The sequence below is a fragment of the Oscillatoria nigro-viridis PCC 7112 genome (genome assembly GCF_000317475.1).
Lineage (GTDB): Bacteria > Cyanobacteriota > Cyanobacteriia > Cyanobacteriales > Microcoleaceae > Microcoleus > Microcoleus nigroviridis.
The window spans coordinates 5298247-5317793 of sequence record NC_019729.1 but is presented as its reverse complement, the minus strand read 5'-3'; the positions used below and the strand labels follow the sequence as shown (position 1 = coordinate 5317793).

Sequence of the window (19547 nt, the reverse complement as noted above, 5' to 3'; positions counted from 1 at the left end):
CAGGACAAGTTCAAGACCTACTACATTAAGTCAGCACGCCAGACCATGCCTTGGTTCTGAAGGCTGTTTTTCCATATCAAGCCTGCAGGAACATTTAGGCGTTCCCGGTCATCAATAATGATTTACTGCTTTACAGATGCTTAAACAGCCTAAAACCATCCACTTTAGCTGCTTTGAGCTACCGTGCACATAAGATGCGCTACTCTTAACTTCTGAAAACTTTTAGTCGCGAGGAACTAAAAATCTGTCCCAGAAATTTTGGCTGCGATCGACTAACAAGGCTGGCTCTACGAAACTTTTACAGGCACCTAAAAGCTACCTGCCAGTCTGGCTGTACTTAATGTATAGAATTGTTTAAATCCTTAATACCCATAATAACACAGGGTTTTTGGGATTTAGAGATTTTTTGGCAGTGTCCTTAACAATTCGATACAATAGGGGCAACCCCTCTGGCAGCCGGCTACTCGCCTCTGGCAGGCGGGTGACTCCCATCTGGCGGCAGATGACAAATAACTGGCGATCGCCTAGATTTTTCTTTTCTATTGCAGAGAATTACCTTAAAATAAAGATATGATATGTAAAATTTTGTTACTTTACGGCTTGAGTCGGCGTATCCATGATCTCTAGCACTCTCCTATTTTCCTCGGTTGAAGAAGACCTGCGACTGTTGACAGAAAACTTAAAACAGTTAGTGGGTGCCCGTCATCCCATCTTGTACGCGGCTGCAGAATACTTATTCGGCACAAAGGGAAAACGAGTGAGACCCGCAATCGTTCTGTTGATGGCCAAGGCGACTATGCCCGATCGGGAAATCACTGAAAAACACCGCCGCCTCGCTGAAATCACGGAAATGATCCACACAGCTAGTCTCGTGCACGACGACGTGGTGGACGAGTCGGATCTGCGGCGGGGAGTGCCGACGGTTCACAGTCGGTTTAACAACCGAGTGGCAGTATTGGCGGGAGACTTTCTGTTTGCTCAATCTTCCTGGCATTTGGCAAATCTCGACAACCTGCCAGTAGTCAAACTGCTTTCAGAAGTGATTATGGATTTAGCTGAGGGGGAAATTCAACAGGGACTCAATGGATTTGACACCAGCTTGTCGATCGAAGCGTACCTCGAAAAAAGTTATTACAAAACAGCGTCTTTAATTGCCAACAGTTCCAAAGCAGCGGGCTGTTTGAGCGAGGTTTCAGCGGAAATAGCAGACGATTTGTACAACTACGGTCGGAACATTGGTTTGGCATTCCAAATAGTAGATGATATATTAGATTTCACCGCTTCAACAGAAACTTTGGGGAAACCTGCAGGCTCGGATCTCAGAAGCGGTAATCTGACAGCACCCGCACTATTTGCCCTAGAAGAAAAACCTTACTTGGAAGTTCTCATAGAACGCGAATTTGCCCAAGAAGGAGATCTAGAGCAGGCTCTGGCACTGGTCGAAGATTCTAGAGGCATAGAGCGATCGCGAGAACTAGCTACAAACCACGCACAGAAAGCCGTCGAATACTTAGCTGTGCTGCCCCATTCAGAGTCCCGTCAAGCTTTGATTGATTTGGCTGAATATGTTTTGAGTAGACTTTATTAGAGGTTAAAAAGTTACACTTTATTGGTAATGGGGAATTGGTAATGGGGAATTCCCAATGCCTAATGCCCTGTTACCAATTAATAGAAAATTGAGTTGGTTAGGCAATATCCGGCGGTGGAGCCGATCGATACTGTTGCAAGTAAACGTTAATTAAACTCTTGACTTGCTCGCGAGGGATTTCTGTCCCGACTTCCTGATTTCCGGGACTTTCAAAAAAAACAATGCTGTCAAGACCTTCCAGAGCTATCATCTGAAATAAAATGTGAGTGACAGGCAAAAGCACCGGTCTGAGGCGATCGCCCCCAGCAGCCGCAGCCTGCGACGCATCTTTAATACTGCTCCAAGCATAAATCACCTTCTTCTCCCGTCCCGGTTGCTTGAGATTGCTCAAAACCACGATCGCCCAACTTTGGTCTACCGCTTGCAGGATCGAGTATTCGAGGTGCTGTAGCTGTTGGGCAATTAACACCAGGGCCGGGGCGATCGCCTTTAAGATTTGTGGCGTCGAACCGTCGGGCGGAGCTTTTTCGATCAATGCTTGAATCTGTTGGTCTAAATCCATCAGTCAGTTCTTTGATATCTAAAATTAAAAATTTCAGGTTAGCAGGTCCGCATCCAAGTATATATTACCCAGCACTGCTCTATTAAACATAAGCTGACACCCATCTAAATTTAAGATTTAGCAGCCTAGAGTCCTTGTAGCGAGCCTTTAGGCAAAAAAATTAAGTGCGTAACAGCTTACACAATTTGAAATACTCCCCGGCGTAAACGCACGGGGATTCTTTACGCTTCACCGACTGATGCAACCGAAGTTGTCTTACTCTGTCTCTGCGTACATTTAGAGTCGTGGCGATTCCCCATCCCGACTTTCTCTATATTCTTAGCGGCATTTTCATCTCTATCCTGCTCGGTGTTGCAACTTAGACAAAGCACTGAGCGGATAGATAAATCAATTTTGCCCCACTTGAATCCACAATCCGAACACACTTGGCTAGTGGGTTCCCAGCGACTAATTACCTTAAACTCTCTACCAAGTTTCTCTGATTTAGCCTCGCAAAGCGTTCGGAATTCGTACCAGCCTTGCTGACTAATCGCTCTTGAAAGTTTCCGGTTCTTGACCATTCCTGACACATTCAAATCTTCCAAAATAATCACTTGGTTTTCGTTGACTATTTTGGTTGACAGTTTGTGGAGAAAATCTTTGCGGGTGTCGGCAATTCCATTATGCAGTTTCGCAATTCTGATGCGAGTTACATTCCTTCTCCTAGAATCTTTGGGCTGATGGGCTAATTTGCGTTGTAGTTTGCGAACTTTTCGGTCTAGTTTTTTATAGCTAGGGCTTTCGACTTTTTCACCGTTACTCATTACTGCAAAAGTTTTAATTCCCAAATCAATCCCGATACTTGGGCTTTTAGCTTCGGATTGAATTGGTTTGACCTCTACAACAAAACTTAGAAAATAGCGGTTCGCACAGTCTTTGATTACCGTGACAGAGCTAGGTTCAGATGGCAATTCTCTAGACCAGACTGGGTTAACAATTCCAATCTTGGCTAAATAAACTCCATCACCTTTGAGGGAAAACCCTCCAACTCTAAAACGCGCCGATTGGCTGTTAGTTCGTTTTTTGAACTTAGGATATCCGACTTTACGTCCTTTTCTTTTCCCTTTGCAGGAGTTGAAGAAGTTCTTAAAAGCAACATCCAGGTCGGCAACCGACTGCTGTAATGGGACGCAGGACACATCTCCTAGCCAAGCTCTTTCCTCAGTATTTTTAGCCTGGGTAATTACGATTTTTTGCAAATCTACTGAACTCGGCTTTTTCTCGGACTGCTTACACAGAGCAAGCGCATGGTAAACTAAGCAAGGCTGTCACCAGCCCTGCTCGTCTTCAAAACCGGACGTGAAGCTTTCACCTCATCCGGCTCCTCAGTAATAAGGCTCTTGTCATGAGTACCTCTATTCCCCGTTTTTGAGGGTGAAGGCTTGGCGCGATTACAGCCAGATTTGTTGCCAAGACTTCCATCCTTGGTTGTCTTTTCATCGTGGCAATGTCGGTGGAGTAGTTGCAAATTGTCATAGCTATCCTTTCCGCCTTTCGACTTAGGGATAACGTGGTCTACTTCTAACACCGATTCTTCTGTGAAGTGTAATCCGCAGTGGGTACATTTGCCTTTCTGTCGTTTCAAGAGTGTTGCCACATCTTTAGGGACTTCGGGGTTTTTGCCCATTCTTGCACTCCAGTACACAAGGTTGCCATCATAGGGACTAGCATCGCCTTTGACTTTCACATGACGCACGATATCTGTAGCGTTGTGATTTTGTAACCGCAAGGGGTTTTTCCTTTCTTGCCTGGTTGCGAATACCCAGTTATCATCGCCTATGGTTTGCCAATATTTGTTGGCTATCCATTCCCCTGATTTATTCGGGTGGCGTCTATGTGCCCAGCTTTTTAGCTTCTTGTACACTTTGTGTCCCAGTTCGGAGTATGTTTCCTTGCTGGTAACAGTGCGGTAATAGTTAGCCCATCCTCTGATGATTGGATTTAAATGAGTTATCAGCGCAGCTTGTGGAGCTGTTTTATGCTGTTCTATTACCTCAGAGATACTGTCATAGTGTAGCTTTAGCTTCTGCTTGCTGGGTTTGATGAGCGTCTTGAATCCAAGTGGTTCCCCATGAGGATTACAACCCGTGTTATATTTACCTACTGGGTACTGTCTGATATTAAACCCCAGGAAGTTAAACCCCGCGTCTTGCTCATCATGTTTATTCAATGTATGGGCAAGGCGCGTTTTACTTGGTTTCAATTCAAGTCCAATGCCGTTTAGCCACTCAGAAATCACTTCTTTACATCTATGGACAACGGTTAAGTCCTCGTGCAGTATTACGAAGTCGTCGGCGTACCGGATTAGGCTTAGAGATTGGCGATTTCCTCGCTTACTATGTCCTCGTGGTGTTGGCAATGTTTCAGCCACCTGCTTTATCCGTTCTTCCATCCCGTGAAGGGCAATGTTTGCCAGTAGCGGAGAGATGACCCCGCCTTGTGGCGTACCCTCAGATGTGGGGAATAATTGATTGCCATCCATCACTCCCGATTTGAGCCAAGCGTTTATCTGGCGTCTTAAGGTCGGGAATGTATTTAATTTTTTGAGAAGTTCCCCGTGGTTTATGCGGTCAAAGCATTTCGCGATGTCGGCATCCAGCACATATTTAGCCTTTGACTTAATAGCGTTAAAGATTGCCTCGACAGCATCATGGCATGAACGTCCTGGTCGGAATCCATAGGAGTTGGGTTCAAACCTTGCTTCCCACTCCGGTTCAAGCATCAATTTCACTAACGCCTGAAGCGCTCTGTCGTACATCGTGGGAATACCAAGGGGGCGTTTTTCATCCGTTCCTGGTTTGTCAATCCATACCCGTCGAGTGGGTTTGGTTTTCCCCTTTAGCTCAAGTTTTTCCACCAGTGCTATCCTTTGGACGGGTGAGAGTGATTTAACTCCGTCTACTCCGGCTGTTTTCTTGCCCTGGTTGTCTTGCGTCACGCGACGTACAGCTAGCATCTTTCCTGACCAAGACCTCATCAATGTCTTCTGGAGTCTGCGGACTGCTTTCAAATCACCACGACTAGAGGCTTGGAATATTCTTTTTTGCAGCTTAAAGATTCGCCGTTCCAGCTTACGCCAGTCCGTCTCTCTCCATTCCACCATCTGATTGCTCAGTGTTTTAGACATTTGTACTGCTACTCTACACTATTCCTTCCTTATCACCGTGAGTCTGTCTGCATATCCTTGTCATTACAGCAAGGCGTTTGCTTCTGACTCAATCCCACCCACTCGCAGCATCCGGTTAGCACCTGCTCACGGTATTTGATTTCCGAGAGAACATACGAGGGGTTACTTCGTTCCGAACGACCATGCTATGAACCTTTAGAGCTCCACTATCCACCGGGTTTATTTAGAGATGCTGTTGGTCGGGGAACGAACCGCCAACCTTTTTTTCCTTTGCCTTTTTGGCTCCAGCTAATCAGTCCTTTTTGCTGGTTGTAGTTGACGATGGTTCAGTCGTGGATTCAGACGTAATGTTTTACTCATGGGTTCTTTGCTTGCCCCGCACTATCCTGAACTGGAAGTGTTGAGAGGCTTTCATCCCCGCTCTACGGATTGAGGGCTAGTCGCTACCGCAGGGGATGTGCTTTCACCTGGCATCTACAGGGGAGGGTTTTGCACCCTCATGGTCGCTCAGTTGTCAAGGTTCATTTTCGGGATTACTCCCTATTTTTGTCCTTGCTGCTAATCCCCCAAACCCTTCTTATTGGATTTGGTTTCTAGCAAACGAATCGCACCGTTCCAGACTACACGCACGCAGCCAAACAACTGAGCTAGGCTCTGTCGTTGTTGGTCGGTTGGGTAGAATCTGTAACGATATCGTGATTTCAAAACTGTGCTAAATTTGGTCTGCAACTAAATCATATCTTGGTTTGCCAAAAATGACAACCGACTATCGCCGAGAACGACATTCTGTTACAGAACTTAAGATCCACTTGGTCTGCGTGACAAAGTATCGTCGGCCTGTATTTACAAGTGAAAGTCTTGACTTGATTGAAAAATCATTTCGAGAGGTTGCCGAAAAAATGAATTTTCAGGTTCTAGAGTTTAACGGTGAAGGCAATCACGTTCATGCGCTGATTGAGTATCCGCCTAAACTTTCTGTTTCTCAAATAGTGAATGCGCTAAAAGGGGTGTCTAGCCGTCGATATGGGCAAGCCGGACACAAGAAACCACACAAGGAAGCTTTGTGGAGTCCCAGTTATTTCGCAGTTTCCGTAGGTGGTGCACCTCTAGAAGTCTTAAAGGAGTATATTAGGAATCAAGAAAAGCCGTCCTAAAAGGACGGGGCTTGTGTCCCATTTTCTTGGTCATCCAAAAAGTCTAACCATAGGGTGCTGAGCGCTAGCGCTGTCAAGGTGTGTTAAATCTGAGACCGATAAAAAGCCGAAAACGGCTATTTCACGTTCTGATTTTTCAAACTTAAAACAATAAAAACTGCTTGGGGGACCTGGGTTTCAAAATCAAAACGCCCAAAGTTAGTAACCTCGTTGTTTACTTAGTCCACCGGTGCTTGCGGCGCACTCTACAAACTCAACCTTTGTGCCGCATAGCACCCTACAAACTATTACATTTCAAACGTTTGAGGGACTTTTAGCCCAAGCTTTTGAGCCACTCAACAGCGGGCTGACCATCAGCACCCAGCCCGCTGTTGAGTGCAGTCACCGTGTTTGTGTCATTGTAGCCGTTGGGTATGGGCAATAGATATTATTTATTGCGATAAATCTATCTTATGAAGAAGATTTGGCGTTGCATAATTGCGGGATGATTTTGATTCTTTTGTGGGATGGGCCCATGAGCCCGTCCTGTGTATTTTGACAGCAGGCGGGACGCCTAACCCCTACTCCCCACAAGAATCATCTTCAAATTATGCAAGGCCGAAGATTTATCGATCGCCCGCTATGACATTTCAAGCCTTTGGGGTGAGGCGCTGAAATAGATTTCTTAGACAGGTATTGACATTCTTCCCGGATTGGGTAACTATTGAGTTGTAGTATTAGAGGTAAGCAACTTTGGAGACTCAATCAGACGTGACACTCTCAATCGGGGAAGCGGCTAAGGAGCTTGGTATTTCGACAAAGACGCTGAGACGCTGGACTGATGCAGGCAAGATTAAGTTTGAGCGCTCTCCCACGGGACAGAGACGCTTCTACCTTACCGATATCAAGCGAATTACTCCCAGAGACTTAAACCAGGCAGACGATCGAATCACTATCAACTATGCCAGAGTTTCTAGTCATGACCAAAAAGAAGATTTAAAGCGTCAAGCTGCTGTTTTGGAATCGTTTAGCGCTGCCAATGGCTGGCAATTTGAAACAATTCAAGACTTAGGCTCTGGACTTAATTACAAGAAAAAAGGACTAGACAAAACTACTCAAACGAATCATGTCCGGTGAGGTTGGCAGACTTGTTGTTACTCACAAAGACAGGCTTCTAAGGTTTGGTTCCGAGTTAGTTTTCGCAATGTGTGAGGAATTTGAATGCGAGGTAGTAATAGTCAATAAATCGCCGGATGAATTGAGTTTTGAACAGGAATTAGTTCAAGATATGATTGAATTAATTCAGGTTTTTAGCGCTAGACTTTATGGCGCTAGAAGTCACAAAAACAAAAAACTAGATTGATGGTATAGCTAAAGCAGTGGAGGACGTAAAATAATGCTACTCAGTTTCAAGACGGAATTAAAACCTAACAATAGACAGGTGACTCTATTCCGTCAACACTGTGGAGTAGCCAGACACGCTTACAATTTTGGCAATGCTATTATTCAGGAAGCTTTACAACTTAGAGAGGCTGATAAAACAATCAAAATTCCCTCTGCTATTGACTTGCACAAACGTCTAGTCGCTGAGATTAAACCAGCTAATCCCTGGTATTATCAAAGCTCCAAAGCAAGTCCACAACAGGCTCTGGCAGAGGTAAGGACGGCATGGGATAGATGCTTCAAAAAAGTCTCTAAACAGCCTAGATTCAAGAAGAAAGGCAAGTCTAAAGACAGTTTTTATCTTGAGCAAGGCACTAAAGCAAAACCTGGTATCAGCAATGATGGTAAGCGAGTTAAACTCCCTAAAATTGGTTGGGTGCGATTGCACGAACCTCTCCCCATTACGGCTACTCATAATTGCGTAATTAGTCGCACTGCCGACAAATGGTTCATAGCCATCAAGTATGAGATTGAACAGCCACCAATACCTCTAAATCGCCCCTCTATTGGTGTTGATATTGGTATTAAGGAATTAGCTGTCACCAGTGACGGAAAGGTTTTTGCTAACCCCAAAGCTTACCGCAAAATGAGTAAGAAAATGAAGCGATTGCAGCGCTCTGTTAGTCGCAAAGTTAAAGGCTCAAAGAACAGAACTAAGGCAGTTAGAAAGCTGGCAAAACTGCATTCTAGAATTTCATTCATCCGCAAAGATGCTATTCATAAACTCACCAATCATCTCGCTAAAAACCACAGCGTGATTAAAATTGAGAATTTGAACGTCAAAGCATTTTTGAAAAATCACAAATTGGCGGGTGCGATTGCCGATTGTGGAATGTACGAATTTAAGCGACAACTTGAATATAAAACTGAGAAATTTTCTAGTCAGTTGATTTTAGTTGACCGCTTCTTTCCTAGTTCTCAAATCTGTTCAAATTGTAGGAATCACCGCCACAAAATGCCATTAAAGAATCGAGTCTATGTATGTCCTGATTGCGGTCATACAGAGGACAGAGACTTGAACGCAGCTAAAAACATTGAGCGATGGTTTGAAGGAATTCACATTCCGATTCGCTCAGATTAAGTAAGTCAAACGGTAAGCTCTACCGAGATTGCCTGTGGAGTAGGCAAACCCTCAGAAGTCATTCTGAGACTACGCTGAAACAGGAAGTAAACACTAAAGTCCAAAACTTTCGAGCAATGGGTAGCTTTGGGTAAGTTTTATAGAGCGGGCATTCTTCACCACTCATGAGCGGGCTAGGTCTTTATGGTACACCTTACCTGATATGGCGACTCAAAGGATTTGGGCGTTGCTGATTTAGGGTATGAAGGGCTAAATGTGCAAGTCAGAGGAACCAGTATCCACAAAACTTCGGGATTTTCAAGTTATTTTTTTCATACCCAGGTTAAGCAACGCCAGGATTTGTTGGCCTTAGTCCTATATACAGCGGTTCTCAAGCGTGGTGAGGTATGTCCGCGGAGCCCTATGCCCTATGCCCTATGCCCACTCCAGGCCGAGAGTACCTCATATGAGAGCTCGAAAGGCTATATCTATTGTTCATATTTATAGTTGGTCGATCGTCCTTGACGCTACCCATACCTGCCGCTGCACCTCGGGCTCATCAGCTACAGCCATAGCTTTTTCGTTGTTAACTGCCCCAGAGTCACCTCAAATGTAACGGAATATTACAAAATGACGCTAAAGCAGCATAGAGGCTTGACAGCAAAGAATTAAGCGGCTAATCTGATATACATACCCGGGTAAGTCAATTCACTGTCATATGCAAGAAAAGCAAAAAGTTACATTGTATCTTCCACCAGAACTGCATCGCCAGCTCAAAATCCGAGCCGCAGTCGAAACTGAACCGATGTCATCAATTGCAGAAAGGGCAATTGTCTTCTACCTAGGAAATCCCGAACTGGTTGACGAAGTAGAAGCCTCCTACGGACAAACCCATCGGGTATACAACTGTCCAGAATGCACGGGTTCAGTAGTAATGCGAGATGGAGAACTGGCATCGGTAACAAGTCAGCCGAGCGTATTGGCTGAACAGGATCTTCCAGTAAAGCAGGTGTCGGGCGTCGCCGCGGGCACGGCCAAACCGGGAGAGGAAGAATTGGTTCCCTGCTAAGAATGCCTTGCTTCCCCAAAAAGCTAAAACTGAAATTTTCAGTAAGAGGGCGAAGGGCAGCATTGAGATTCAGCAAAGATAGCACCGTCTCTAGTGGGTCGAGGACTATGCAAGAAGAGATCAGTATTCTAATCCAAGCTCAATATCCTCTGATCTACCTCGTGACATCCGAGGAAGAGCGGTGTGAGCAAGCAATTTCGACAATAGCTCAAGCAAAACCACAGCGACGAGTATTTATCTGGACTGTAACTCACGGCATTGTGGAGTACGGTCAACCCCGCACCACCACCCAACACAACACCGTCTCGCCAGAGGCAGCAATTGAATGGGTGATCAGGCAGCGAGAACCAAACAGTAACGCTAGCATCTACATTTTCAAAGATTTGCATCCTTTTATAGATTCTCCTCCGGTAACGAGGTGGTTGCGAGATGCGATCGCCAACTTCAAAGGAACGCAAAAGACAATTATACTGATGTCTCCTTTGCAGCAAATTCCGATCGAGCTAGAAAAGGAAGTAGTGGTATTAGACTTCGCCTTGCCAGACATGAAGGAACTCAACCAAGTATTGTCTGGTCAGTTGGAGCAAACGAAATCGCGACGCATTACCACAGAAGGGCGAGAAAAGCTTTTAAAAGCAGCCTTGGGATTGACCAAGGACGAAGCTGAAAAAGTTTATCGCAAAGCCCAAGTTTCGACGGGGCGCCTAACAGAAGAAGAAGTAGACATAGTTCTTTCGGAGAAAAAGCAATTAATTCGGCGCAACGGCATTCTAGAGTTCATTGAAGAAGACGAAACCCTGGATGCAGTCGGCGGTTTAGAAGAGCTGAAGCGGTGGCTGAGACAGCGTTCCAACGCCTTTACAGAAAGGGCGAGAGAATACGGCCTGCCCCAACCGAAAGGGATGTTAATTCTCGGCGTACCGGGATGCGGAAAATCGCTGATTGCCAAGACCACCTCCCGCCTCTGGGGACTGCCCCTGCTGAGGCTAGATATGGGTAGAGTCTACGACGGCTCAATGGTGGGTCGATCGGAAGCCAACCTCCGCAATGCCCTCAAAACTGCAGAATCCATCTCTCCAGCCATCCTCTTCATCGACGAACTAGACAAAGCCTTTGCAGGAGGCACTGGTTCAGCCGACTCAGACGGAGGCACGTCCAGCCGGATTTTCGGTTCGTTCCTCACTTGGATGCAAGAAAAGACTTCCCCTGTCTTCGTAATGGCAACAGCCAACCGAATCGAGCGGTTGCCGGGAGAATTCTTGAGGAAAGGTCGGTTCGACGAACTCTTCTTTGTTGACCTGCCTACCAAAGAAGAACGCCAAGATATATTTAAGATTCACCTGTCAAAGCGGCGTCGGGAAATTACTCGCTTCGATTTAGAGCAACTTTCCAATGTTTCCGAGGGCTTTTCAGGTGCAGAGATTGAGCAAGCGCTAGTAGCCGCAATGTACGAAGCCTTCGCTCAAGATCGAGAGTTTACGCAGCTAGACATCATCGCGGCCATTAAATCCACAATGCCACTGTCTAAAACAATGACCGAACAGGTCACCGCCCTGCGAGATTGGGCTAGACAGCGTGCACGGCCCGCTGCGTCTTCCGTCGCTGAATACCAGCGAATGGAATTCTAAAAGCTTTCTCCTGGTCCAAACAGGAGCAAAGGCTAGCAACAGCTAGCAGTTCGATTCAAGAGCCGCCAAGCGGCACCGTTAAATCCAGACCGTTGTTGTTTCTCTCTCAGTTGTATTAGGAGGAAATCCAATGTCTCACTTTAGCACACTGCGTACCAAAATCACCGATGCCGAAATCCTGAAAGCTTCCCTGCGCGACTTGGGCATTTCAGTCAAGTCAGAAGCTGATGTTCGTGGCTATAACGGTCAGCGCGTTCGCTCCGACATCGTAGCGATTCTGGAAGGCGAATATGACCTGGGTTGGTCTCGCAATAGCGATGGTTCTTTTGACCTGATTGCCGACCTCTGGGGCGTCGCCAAAAAGCACAATCAAACTGAGTTAATCAACTCCATCAACCAGAAGTACGCAGTTAACAAAACCTTGGCAGCAGTCAAGCAGCGCGGTTTGCAAAATGCCAACGTTAAGCTGGTAGTGCAAAACTAATTGAACTGCATCTTTCCAAGCTCGCGGGTTAACCAAACAAACGGGTTAACCCGTTTTTAGCTCGCTAGGATGTAGATGGGGGTCTTGGGACCGCCACATACTTTTTTAGCACCCCCACTCAGCAGCTTTCAGGTTGAAAGCTGCTGCTTTATGCTTTAATGGTCGGCTACCTAATGCTTGGGGTAATCGTCGATCGTTTGTTGATAAATTTCAAGTATTCGATCGACTTTGCGTTCCCAATCAAAATGCTGCCGGACTCGTTCCCGTCCCGCACAACCCATACTCTGCCGCAATTCTGGTGAATGAGCGAGCTTGAGCATCGCATCTGTCAGTCCCTTGACAAGTTCTTCTTTAGAGGTCGGTTCTATTAAAATACCGCAAGTGGAATTCAGATAATCTGCGGGACCGCCCCAATTCATCGCAATGACGGGCAGCCCCAGGGCCATTCCCTCCAGCACCACTGCTCCCCCAGGCTCCCGCAAACTCGGCAGCACCAGCGCATCAGCTTGTTGCAGTTTGATAGCGCACTCCTCCTGAGACAGCCAGCCCCGGAATACAGCTCTGCCGCCCAGTCCCAAACGAGCTGTTTGAGCTTCTAGTTCGCCCCGCATCTCCCCATCGCCGATGATTTCCAAGACAGCACTGATTTGAGCTGCGACGGCTACGAAGGCATCCAGCAGTATGTCTACACCCTTCCAGTCTGCCAGCCGCCCCAAGAACACAAAATGAACCTGTTGATTGGGTTGCTTTGGTGCGGTAGAGTCCGATCGCCACACCGAGAAATCCACGCCGTTTTCCACAAGTTCAATAATTTTACCGCGCACTCCTGATGGAAGTGCCTGCTTCGTCCGATCGTTTGCCACTAACAGTGTCTCGGCTTGGATTTTGCCGGGTAACAGGCGGTTGAAGACATCGACAAACTTGTGACCGAATCCTATTAAACTCTCGATTGCAAGACTTTTGCGCGATAGTTGAAATGTCGCAGGATATTTAACTGCCGCATTGAGCGGCCCCATCGCTATCGGTGCTCCCAATCCGAACATTAGCGAAGGGAATTTTGGCGATACTGGTGTTGGCTCGTGTACAACATCAATCTGGTGTTCGCTCACCAGCCGCCGGACAATGCGCCGCTGGATCTGTTGGGTGTAGAGGTGGCTGAGCAAGCCTATAGTAGGTGCGCCTATGCTTGGAGGCAAAAATCCGCAGATATTGTTAAGCAGCCGATGTACCCAAGTGTCGGACACGAAGTGCATTCGATCGCCATCTTCCGGAAACAGAGCTTTTAGTTCAGCCTGTGTGCGTGCGTGAACTACTAACCATGTTTCTATTTGGCGCGATCGAAGTATCCTGAAGTAGTTCAGCGGCAACAATGCCTCGCCACCGAATTTAGTTGAGGCATTCTGAGCAACAATTAAAATTCGCATAACTTATTTTGGGTCCAACTGGATTTATGTAATCTTAGATTAGATTTCTTCTTTGGAACAACTAAGACTGGTTATATCAATTACCTGGGGGGGTAACAACCAGCCCCAAACCCATACTTTGTAAGGATTGAGCCAATCCGCTGCTCAAAAAAGATAGGCAGCATAATTGTTACACGCTTGCCTATCTCAAAAATAATGATACCAACATTCTACCTCATTCATTTAAAAAAACAACTAAGTTCAGCTCAATTTAAACTGATTGAAATCTTGCTACCCTTGATACAATCAGAAAAACAAGTGAGATTAGAACGGCTCTCGCGGGTATTTCCCTATCCAATTACAACAGAAAGTCGGCGTAGAAAACTACAAAGGTTTCTCGATTTGCCTCACTTAACTATCTCACTAATTTGGTTCCCATTAATTACTTATTGGTTGATTACTTATTGCCGTGTTGGTCAAACTTTATCAATCGCAATCGACCGCAGTCAATGGGGGCAGATTAATCTCTTTATGGTTAGCCTGATCTGGGAGCGAAGAGCAATTCCATTATACTGGTCACTGTTGCCAAAATTGGGAAACAGTAGCTTCGAGTCACAGACTACCAATTTACAGCAAGTTTTACCATTATTTTCAGAATATAAAGTCATCGTTTTAGGAGACCGTGAATTTTGTTCTGTCGATTTGGGAAACTGGCTGAGGGAAAAGGGTGTATTTTTTTGTTTAAGACTGAAAAAGAATCATTGTGTCGAAACGGAACATTTAGTTTGGCAACGGTTAGATGAATTAGGAATAGTACCAGGCACCTCTTTATATTTTCAAGGTAAAAGAGTGAGAAAAAGTCAGCCTGCTACTGGATTTGAGCTTGCAAGTAGCGTGGAAAAGAAACTACGGGGGATGGAAGGTCGATGAAGCATGGTTTATTCTCACAGATTTAGGGTCATTGCCGGCAGCTATCGATGCTTACAAGCAACGGATGGGTATTGAAGAAATGTTCCGAGACTGTAAAACAGTCGGCTACGATCTTGAAGGAACTAGCTTAAAAGGAGACCGACTTATTAACATGATTCTGCTCATGACACTTGCGTACACTTGGGCAATATTTCAAGGCACTGAACTGAAGAAAAAGCAGGTACAAAAATATGTATCTCGTCGCAAAGAACCTAAAAAAAGATATCGAAGACGGAGTACATTTGGTGTTGGTTTAGATGGAGAAAAGTGGGTGAATTATCAAGGGACAATATTCTGACGAGGTTGAACAGTAAACGCAAGTTAACTCCTTCTAAACGGCGCTTTTATCAACAAGGTATGCGGGCAGCAACCCTTATACAGTCTATATCGTAGACCTCTTTGTCACCCCCCCAGATCAATTACCTAAATGTTTGCTACAGATAGGGCGTCTCAAATAAATTTCCATCCGCTCACAGAGCTAATCAGTTCACGAGTTAATTGATTAATTTCTTTGGACAAAGTTTGTCGCAGGTCATCTAAGTCATCAAAAAGCTGCCATTTTAACTGTTTTTTCAGTTCTTTCCAGAATCTTTCAATGGGATTGACCTGTGGGCTATAAGGGGTTGACATAATAACACAATGTTATCAGGAATGGCTAATTCCCAAGCTTGATGTAAAGGACCATTATCTAACTGGATAATATGTAAGTCTTCCGGATATTGTTTGGCGAATAGCTCTAAATACTTTTCACAGCAAATACTATCTAGATGACAGAATTCATAAAAAAAGCTTGACCCAGTTTTGGGTTCAACCAACCCATACAACCATAGATACTCGAATTGCCATTGTTCGATTCCTACTGGCTGCACTCCTTTGAGAGTTAGCTTTTTTCCCTAGGATGTCTTGAGTCCTATTCGGCTTTCATCCTCACACCAGTAGCGCAGGTTTTTATAGATGTCTCGCAGACTGCCTAGGGGTTCAAGCCGTTCATTTATACTTTGACAGAGTTTTTTTTAAAGCTCTCTACTGCTCCTTCTTTTTGTTTAGCATCCTGCGGTCGTGGCACTTTTAACTTCGACTGCAAGCGATATCGGACTAATTTACGCACTCCGGTGTAAGACATCTCTACATCCCACGCTATCTTCAACCACACTTGCACTTCTTGATAACTCGCAAAACCTTCTGGGTCAGAGAGTTCTGACACTAAACGATTTTCAATTTCTGGAGAGACCTTTGGGCTCCTCCCCGAACTGGTTTTAATGTTTAGTAGGTGGTTGAGTCCGCCTGTACGGTAAAGGCTTAACCACCTTGATACTGTAGTTCGATGATGTCCTAAACGTAATGCCAGTTCATCGACGGTCTGACTTGGCCCACTTTTTAACCAATACAGCGCTTGGAGTCTTTCTTTGGTCTTCCCAGTTTTTTGTTTGCCCAATAGTTCTTTGAGGCTGTCTAAAGACTCTCCCATCTCTATTTTTAGTATTCCTGACATCACACTTTTTCCTAAAATCGCCTTCGCTTTATTTGTAGCACCATTTTTTCTATTTGATATTACGACTCAAGAGCTAGAGCAAATCCAAGTTAAATCCAAAGTTTTTTGGCAACAGGAGGAAAGTTTGCCCAAATGGGATATCACTATCTGCCCGCCCTAGCTGGTATGTTATTTTTACGCAAGTCCCTAATGAACGTGGATGTGCGACCAACCTTTTGTTTTTGTGGCGTTGCTGATTTATGGTATGAACGACTCAATCTGCAAAAAATGAAACCAGCGCGTCAGAACAGCTTCGGAATTTCCAACTTATCTATTTTCCTACCGTGATTCAGCAATGCCGTTTTTGTTAACCTTGCTAGTTTGCCAGCAACAAAAACCAATGCCAATAGCCGAACCTTTTGATATAAAGATGTATCTCCCGCTTTGGCAATAACTGCGAGGCACTGCCACCATGCAGCAGGCTCAGCTTTGAGAACCTCTACAAATGAGTTAATAAAAATTTTGGCAGCCAAGGGAAATAGATAAAAAGTATTTTTTTTAGCTTCTTCTGCCCATACGTGAGAAGCTATCGCTTTCGGGGGCAGTTGAGCTGACATCAAATCTGTTTCAATTCCAAGTTATGCAATAAATTGTCGCTCCCGCCACAAAAAAATGTGTGTTTGTCTTGGAAATTGTGGAAGAAAGTATCCAATTTTTGCCTTCATTTGGTACCTGCTTTCTAATTTTTAGGTCAAGGATATTTATCTACTACTATGCCAGGGTAAACGCATCTTAATTTCAACCTAAAACATGATATGATGAAGTATTGGGCTAAATCAAGTGCGTAATTAGGTGCGATCGATGGCGAAAGGGTTTACTTCGACTTTAACTGCCCAACAAAAAACAATAGGTGTATCGAACCCGACACACTTATTAAACGCTTGTTTTTTAAACCATTTTGGAACCTTGACCGATCCAAGAATAGAAAGAAGTAAACAGCATTTATTAATAGATATTGTAGCAATTGCGATTCTAGCTGTCATCAGCGGTGCAGATGGATGGGAAGCAATAGAACTCTATGGAACAACCAAATATGAATGGCTGAAAGGTTTTCTAGAACTGCCGAACGGAATTCCTTCTCATGATACATTTAGTCGAGTATTTGCTCGAATTGAACCGCAGCAGTTTCAAGAGTGTTTTTTGAGTTGGATAAATTCAATCACCCAAAAGTTGGAGCTAGAAGTCATAGCCATTGATGGCAAAACAATGAAACAATCTTATGACCGTAATCACAGCCAAAAGCCATTGCATATAGTCAGTGCATGGTCTTCATCCCATCAATTAGTTTTAGGGCAAAAAAAAGTCAATAAGAAATCCAACGAAGTGACGGCAATTCCGGCTTTGTTAGAGCTGCTAGAAATTGCTGGAAGCATAATAACCATCGATGCTTTGGGATGTCAGAAAGAAATAGCAGCGCTCATAATTAAGAAGAAAGGAGATTATCTTTTAGCGCTAAAAGGGAATCAAAAACTTCTTCATGAAGACGTAAAAAACTGGTTTGAATTAGCTCGAAAAGAAGAGTTTGGTGGCAGAGAGCATAGCTATTATCAACAAATAGAAGCCGGGCATCATCGAGTTGAAAAAAGACAAATTTGGACGGTGGCAGTCTCAGAGCTTCCATCTCTTCATAATCAATCCTTATGGGCTGGATTAAAAACGGTTGTGATGATCGTAAGTGAAAGACGTTTGTGGAATAAAACAACCACAGAAGTTCGCTTTTATTTGAGTAGTTTAGGCAGTAATGCCGAGAAGATTTCTCAAGCAATTCGCAGTCATTGGGGTATTGAAAATAGCTTACATTGGACATTGGATGTTACTTTTTGTGAAGACAAGAGTCGGATTCGTAAAGATAATTCTCCTGAAAACTTTGCTCTTATACGTCGCGAGTGCCATCAATTTACTGAAACAAGAAAAAGGATTTAAAGGAAGTTTAAAAATGAAGCGGTATCTGGCGGGAATGGATAATAATTATTTAGTCCAAATCTTAAACTCTGCCAGTTAACACTCGAAAACTCAAACAGATTCCCGATCTAAATTGATTCAGCTTCGAGAATTTAGAAGTTCTTAAAGCTCGATTTTTACTTGGTTAATTCCATCGGATTTAAGAGTTTTAAGAAGGATTTTTCCAGAAAAAGACTCACGCACAAATATGATTTTCTGTCAACTTAATTTAGATGCGTTTACCCTGACTACTATGCCGATGCACGAGTACCTTTCTCACCGAGCAGTTTTTCATAAATCTCGACGATTTTTCTGGCCTTGTTCTCCCATTCAAATTCTCTGGCTTTTTCAATCGCCTTAGCTGACATACTTTCCCGCAGCCGATCATCTTCGACTAACATCTTTATTTTATTTGTCAACTCCTGGGTGAGATACTCTCTAGAAGTCGGCTCTATCTTAAAACCAGTTTCTTCATTTACGTATTCACCAATACCGCCATTATTGGCAACGATGCAGGGGAGGCCGCAAGCCATAGCTTCCATTACCACTGCGCCGCCAAACTCTCGGATCGAAGGGAAACAAAAAATATCGGCTTTCCTGTAATAATCCAGAGTTTCTTGTTGATTTACCCACCCGGCAAAGCTGACTATTTCGCCTAAATTAAGCTCCTTCACTCGGTTTTCCAAGTTGTTTCTTTCTGAGCCGTCTCCTACTATGGTTAAGCGGATTTTACTTTGAATTGCATAGTCTAATTTCCCAATAGACTCAATGACAATATCAGCGCATTTGTAGGGAACTAATCGACCCACAAAAAGCAGATTGATATGGCTGAAATCTTTATTAGGGATATTTGTCTGATTTAAAAATTCCTCTGAAATGCCATTTTCGTAGAACAAATCAATTCTTTGCTCGGGGATTGCAAACAAATCCTTGAGCATATTTAAAGTATAGGTTGAACCTGCTAAAATTTTGTCTGCTTTTTTGTAAGTTTCTACATAACCTGGAATTAATGCTCTACCAACTGCTCTCAAAAAGTTGAATTGAGCAAATTCTTGTCTGGCCGTTTCTTGAAAACCTGGTGGAAAGGGAATTCCCCCATTCACCGGCCCGAGAATAAAAGGAGTCTGCTGGCAGACACTGACTACCTTAAACGGATACCGCGGCATCATCGGGGTAATTCCATGAACTATGTCATAGTCTCCGTTTAGGATTTTTGCTTTAAATTTTTGATATACTTGCCGATTAAATTCTTCATATATGGGGTAGCTCAAGGCATTATAAAGAGGCCAATTTATTCGCCCGTTTGCCGTAATCTTTTCGACTATTTTATAATATTGTTTATTTAAATTTGATTCTTCAAGATAGAAAACTTTTTCGTATTCTGGGTGTTTTTCAAGGGCGGGTTTATTTCTAATATGGGTAACGAGTGTGGCATCAACTAAATTGTTTATTTTTTGAAAAAAATTGTATCCCACCAAAGGTACTGATGCCCATTCAGGATTGCACTGTTCTACAATTAGTAAAACTTTTAATTTTTTATTACTCATTTGTTTGCTACTCAGGGGTGGAC

General features: G+C 44.2%; 16 protein-coding genes and 2 pseudogenes. 10 read left to right on the top strand and 8 right to left on the bottom strand.

Annotated elements, in window-relative coordinates; genetic code table 11:
* Positions 1–616: 616 nt before the first annotated feature.
* Positions 617–1588 carry a solanesyl diphosphate synthase gene (sds, locus tag OSC7112_RS22170; protein ID WP_015177997.1) on the top strand — a complete coding sequence of 324 codons (972 nt, stop codon included), beginning with the start codon at positions 617–619 and terminating at the stop codon, positions 1586–1588.
* Positions 1589–1685: 97 nt separating this feature from the next.
* On the opposite strand, the gene OSC7112_RS22165 is transcribed toward sds, so the two are convergent.
* The 4 genes from OSC7112_RS22165 to OSC7112_RS36060 all read right to left on the bottom strand — a co-directional run bounded on the left by OSC7112_RS22165 (position 1686) and on the right by OSC7112_RS36060 (position 6021).
* Entirely contained in the window at positions 1686–2150 is a 465-nt protein-coding gene (locus OSC7112_RS22165; RefSeq protein ID WP_015177996.1) for a hypothetical protein, read from the bottom strand.
* Between the two features lie 221 nt (positions 2151–2371).
* Complete coding sequence (locus OSC7112_RS22160) at positions 2372–3427, bottom strand: RNA-guided endonuclease InsQ/TnpB family protein (protein ID WP_223300870.1); 1056 nt, start codon at positions 3425–3427, stop codon at positions 2372–2374.
* Positions 3428–3444: 17 nt separating this feature from the next.
* Positions 3445–5316, bottom strand: a complete 1872-nt coding sequence (ltrA, locus tag OSC7112_RS22155; protein WP_015174573.1) for a group II intron reverse transcriptase/maturase — start codon at positions 5314–5316, stop codon at positions 3445–3447.
* A gap of 558 nt (positions 5317–5874) precedes the next feature.
* Positions 5875–6021: a helix-turn-helix domain-containing protein gene (locus OSC7112_RS36060; protein ID WP_317623913.1), complete on the bottom strand. Its 147-nt coding sequence runs from the start codon at positions 6019–6021 to the stop codon at positions 5875–5877.
* Positions 6022–6071: 50 nt separating this feature from the next.
* On the opposite strand from OSC7112_RS36060, the gene tnpA reads away from it, so the two are divergent.
* The 6 genes and pseudogenes from tnpA (at position 6072) to OSC7112_RS22125 (ending at position 12133) form a co-directional block, all read left to right on the top strand.
* Positions 6072–6470 (top strand): IS200/IS605 family transposase, encoded by a 399-nt coding sequence (gene tnpA, locus OSC7112_RS22150; protein ID WP_015175779.1) that lies wholly within the window; start codon positions 6072–6074, stop codon positions 6468–6470.
* 732 nt (positions 6471–7202) lie between these two features.
* A pseudogene (locus OSC7112_RS22145) lies at positions 7203–7846 on the top strand (IS607 family transposase).
* Positions 7846–8973 (top strand): RNA-guided endonuclease InsQ/TnpB family protein, encoded by a 1128-nt coding sequence (locus OSC7112_RS22140; protein WP_041622580.1) that lies wholly within the window; start codon positions 7846–7848, stop codon positions 8971–8973. The pseudogene OSC7112_RS22145 and the gene OSC7112_RS22140 overlap by 1 nt, the downstream one beginning before the upstream one ends.
* A gap of 697 nt (positions 8974–9670) precedes the next feature.
* Positions 9671–10021, top strand: a complete 351-nt coding sequence (locus OSC7112_RS22135) for a slr0373 family blue light stress response protein (RefSeq protein WP_015177994.1) — start codon at positions 9671–9673, stop codon at positions 10019–10021.
* 107 nt (positions 10022–10128) lie between these two features.
* Entirely contained in the window at positions 10129–11649 is a 1521-nt protein-coding gene (gene ycf46 / locus OSC7112_RS22130; protein ID WP_015177993.1) for a stress-responsive protein Ycf46, read from the top strand.
* Positions 11650–11779: 130 nt separating this feature from the next.
* The gene (locus OSC7112_RS22125; protein ID WP_006635781.1) at positions 11780–12133 is read left to right on the top strand and encodes a DUF1257 domain-containing protein; all 354 of its coding nucleotides are present in this window, start codon (positions 11780–11782) and stop codon (positions 12131–12133) included.
* A 170-nt stretch (positions 12134–12303) separates the two neighbouring features.
* Here the strand turns inward: OSC7112_RS22125 and OSC7112_RS22120 are convergent, their stop codons facing one another.
* A complete protein-coding gene (locus tag OSC7112_RS22120; RefSeq protein ID WP_015177992.1) occupies positions 12304–13557 on the bottom strand; it encodes a glycosyltransferase family 4 protein in 1254 nt (417 codons plus the stop codon).
* 195 nt (positions 13558–13752) lie between these two features.
* Between OSC7112_RS22120 and OSC7112_RS41220 the strand changes: the two genes are divergently transcribed.
* On the top strand, positions 13753–14466 hold the full coding sequence (locus tag OSC7112_RS41220; RefSeq protein ID WP_223300668.1) for an IS4 family transposase: 714 nt from the start codon (positions 13753–13755) through the stop codon (positions 14464–14466).
* Positions 14420–14803 (top strand): hypothetical protein, encoded by a 384-nt coding sequence (locus tag OSC7112_RS41215; protein WP_223300667.1) that lies wholly within the window; start codon positions 14420–14422, stop codon positions 14801–14803. Before OSC7112_RS41220 ends, OSC7112_RS41215 begins: the two co-directional genes overlap by 47 nt.
* Before the next feature lie 693 nt (positions 14804–15496).
* Here OSC7112_RS41215 and OSC7112_RS22105 read toward each other — a convergent pair.
* Positions 15497–15997, bottom strand: a complete 501-nt coding sequence (locus tag OSC7112_RS22105) for a helix-turn-helix domain-containing protein (protein ID WP_041622678.1) — start codon at positions 15995–15997, stop codon at positions 15497–15499.
* A 281-nt stretch (positions 15998–16278) separates the two neighbouring features.
* The gene (locus tag OSC7112_RS22100; protein WP_041622677.1) at positions 16279–16593 is read right to left on the bottom strand and encodes a hypothetical protein; all 315 of its coding nucleotides are present in this window, start codon (positions 16591–16593) and stop codon (positions 16279–16281) included.
* A gap of 244 nt (positions 16594–16837) precedes the next feature.
* Here OSC7112_RS22100 and OSC7112_RS22095 point away from each other — a divergent pair.
* Positions 16838–18038 (top strand): annotated as a pseudogene (locus OSC7112_RS22095) (ISAs1 family transposase).
* 190 nt (positions 18039–18228) lie between these two features.
* Here OSC7112_RS22095 and OSC7112_RS22090 read toward each other — a convergent pair.
* The gene (locus tag OSC7112_RS22090) at positions 18229–19524 is read right to left on the bottom strand and encodes a glycosyltransferase family 4 protein (RefSeq protein ID WP_015177990.1); all 1296 of its coding nucleotides are present in this window, start codon (positions 19522–19524) and stop codon (positions 18229–18231) included.
* Positions 19525–19547 lie beyond the last annotated feature (23 nt).

Excerpts from the sequence above, each read along its gene's own strand:
- sds (WP_015177997.1), top strand. The coding sequence starts at position 617 with ATGATCTCTAGCACTCTCCTATTTTCCTCGGTTGAAGAAGACCTGCGA.
- OSC7112_RS22165 (WP_015177996.1), bottom strand. The coding sequence starts at position 2,150 with ATGGATTTAGACCAACAGATTCAAGCATTGATCGAAAAAGCTCCGCCC.
- ltrA (WP_015174573.1), bottom strand. The coding sequence starts at position 5,316 with ATGTCTAAAACACTGAGCAATCAGATGGTGGAATGGAGAGAGACGGAC.
- tnpA (WP_015175779.1), top strand. The coding sequence starts at position 6,072 with ATGACAACCGACTATCGCCGAGAACGACATTCTGTTACAGAACTTAAG.
- OSC7112_RS22140 (WP_041622580.1), top strand. The coding sequence starts at position 7,846 with ATGCTACTCAGTTTCAAGACGGAATTAAAACCTAACAATAGACAGGTG.
- OSC7112_RS22135 (WP_015177994.1), top strand. The coding sequence starts at position 9,671 with ATGCAAGAAAAGCAAAAAGTTACATTGTATCTTCCACCAGAACTGCAT.
- ycf46 (WP_015177993.1), top strand. The coding sequence starts at position 10,129 with ATGCAAGAAGAGATCAGTATTCTAATCCAAGCTCAATATCCTCTGATC.
- OSC7112_RS22125 (WP_006635781.1), top strand. The coding sequence starts at position 11,780 with ATGTCTCACTTTAGCACACTGCGTACCAAAATCACCGATGCCGAAATC.
- OSC7112_RS22120 (WP_015177992.1), bottom strand. The coding sequence starts at position 13,557 with ATGCGAATTTTAATTGTTGCTCAGAATGCCTCAACTAAATTCGGTGGC.
- OSC7112_RS41220 (WP_223300668.1), top strand. The coding sequence starts at position 13,753 with ATGATACCAACATTCTACCTCATTCATTTAAAAAAACAACTAAGTTCA.
- OSC7112_RS22105 (WP_041622678.1), bottom strand. The coding sequence starts at position 15,997 with ATGTCAGGAATACTAAAAATAGAGATGGGAGAGTCTTTAGACAGCCTC.
- OSC7112_RS22100 (WP_041622677.1), bottom strand. The coding sequence starts at position 16,593 with ATGTCAGCTCAACTGCCCCCGAAAGCGATAGCTTCTCACGTATGGGCA.
- OSC7112_RS22090 (WP_015177990.1), bottom strand. The coding sequence starts at position 19,524 with ATGAGTAATAAAAAATTAAAAGTTTTACTAATTGTAGAACAGTGCAAT.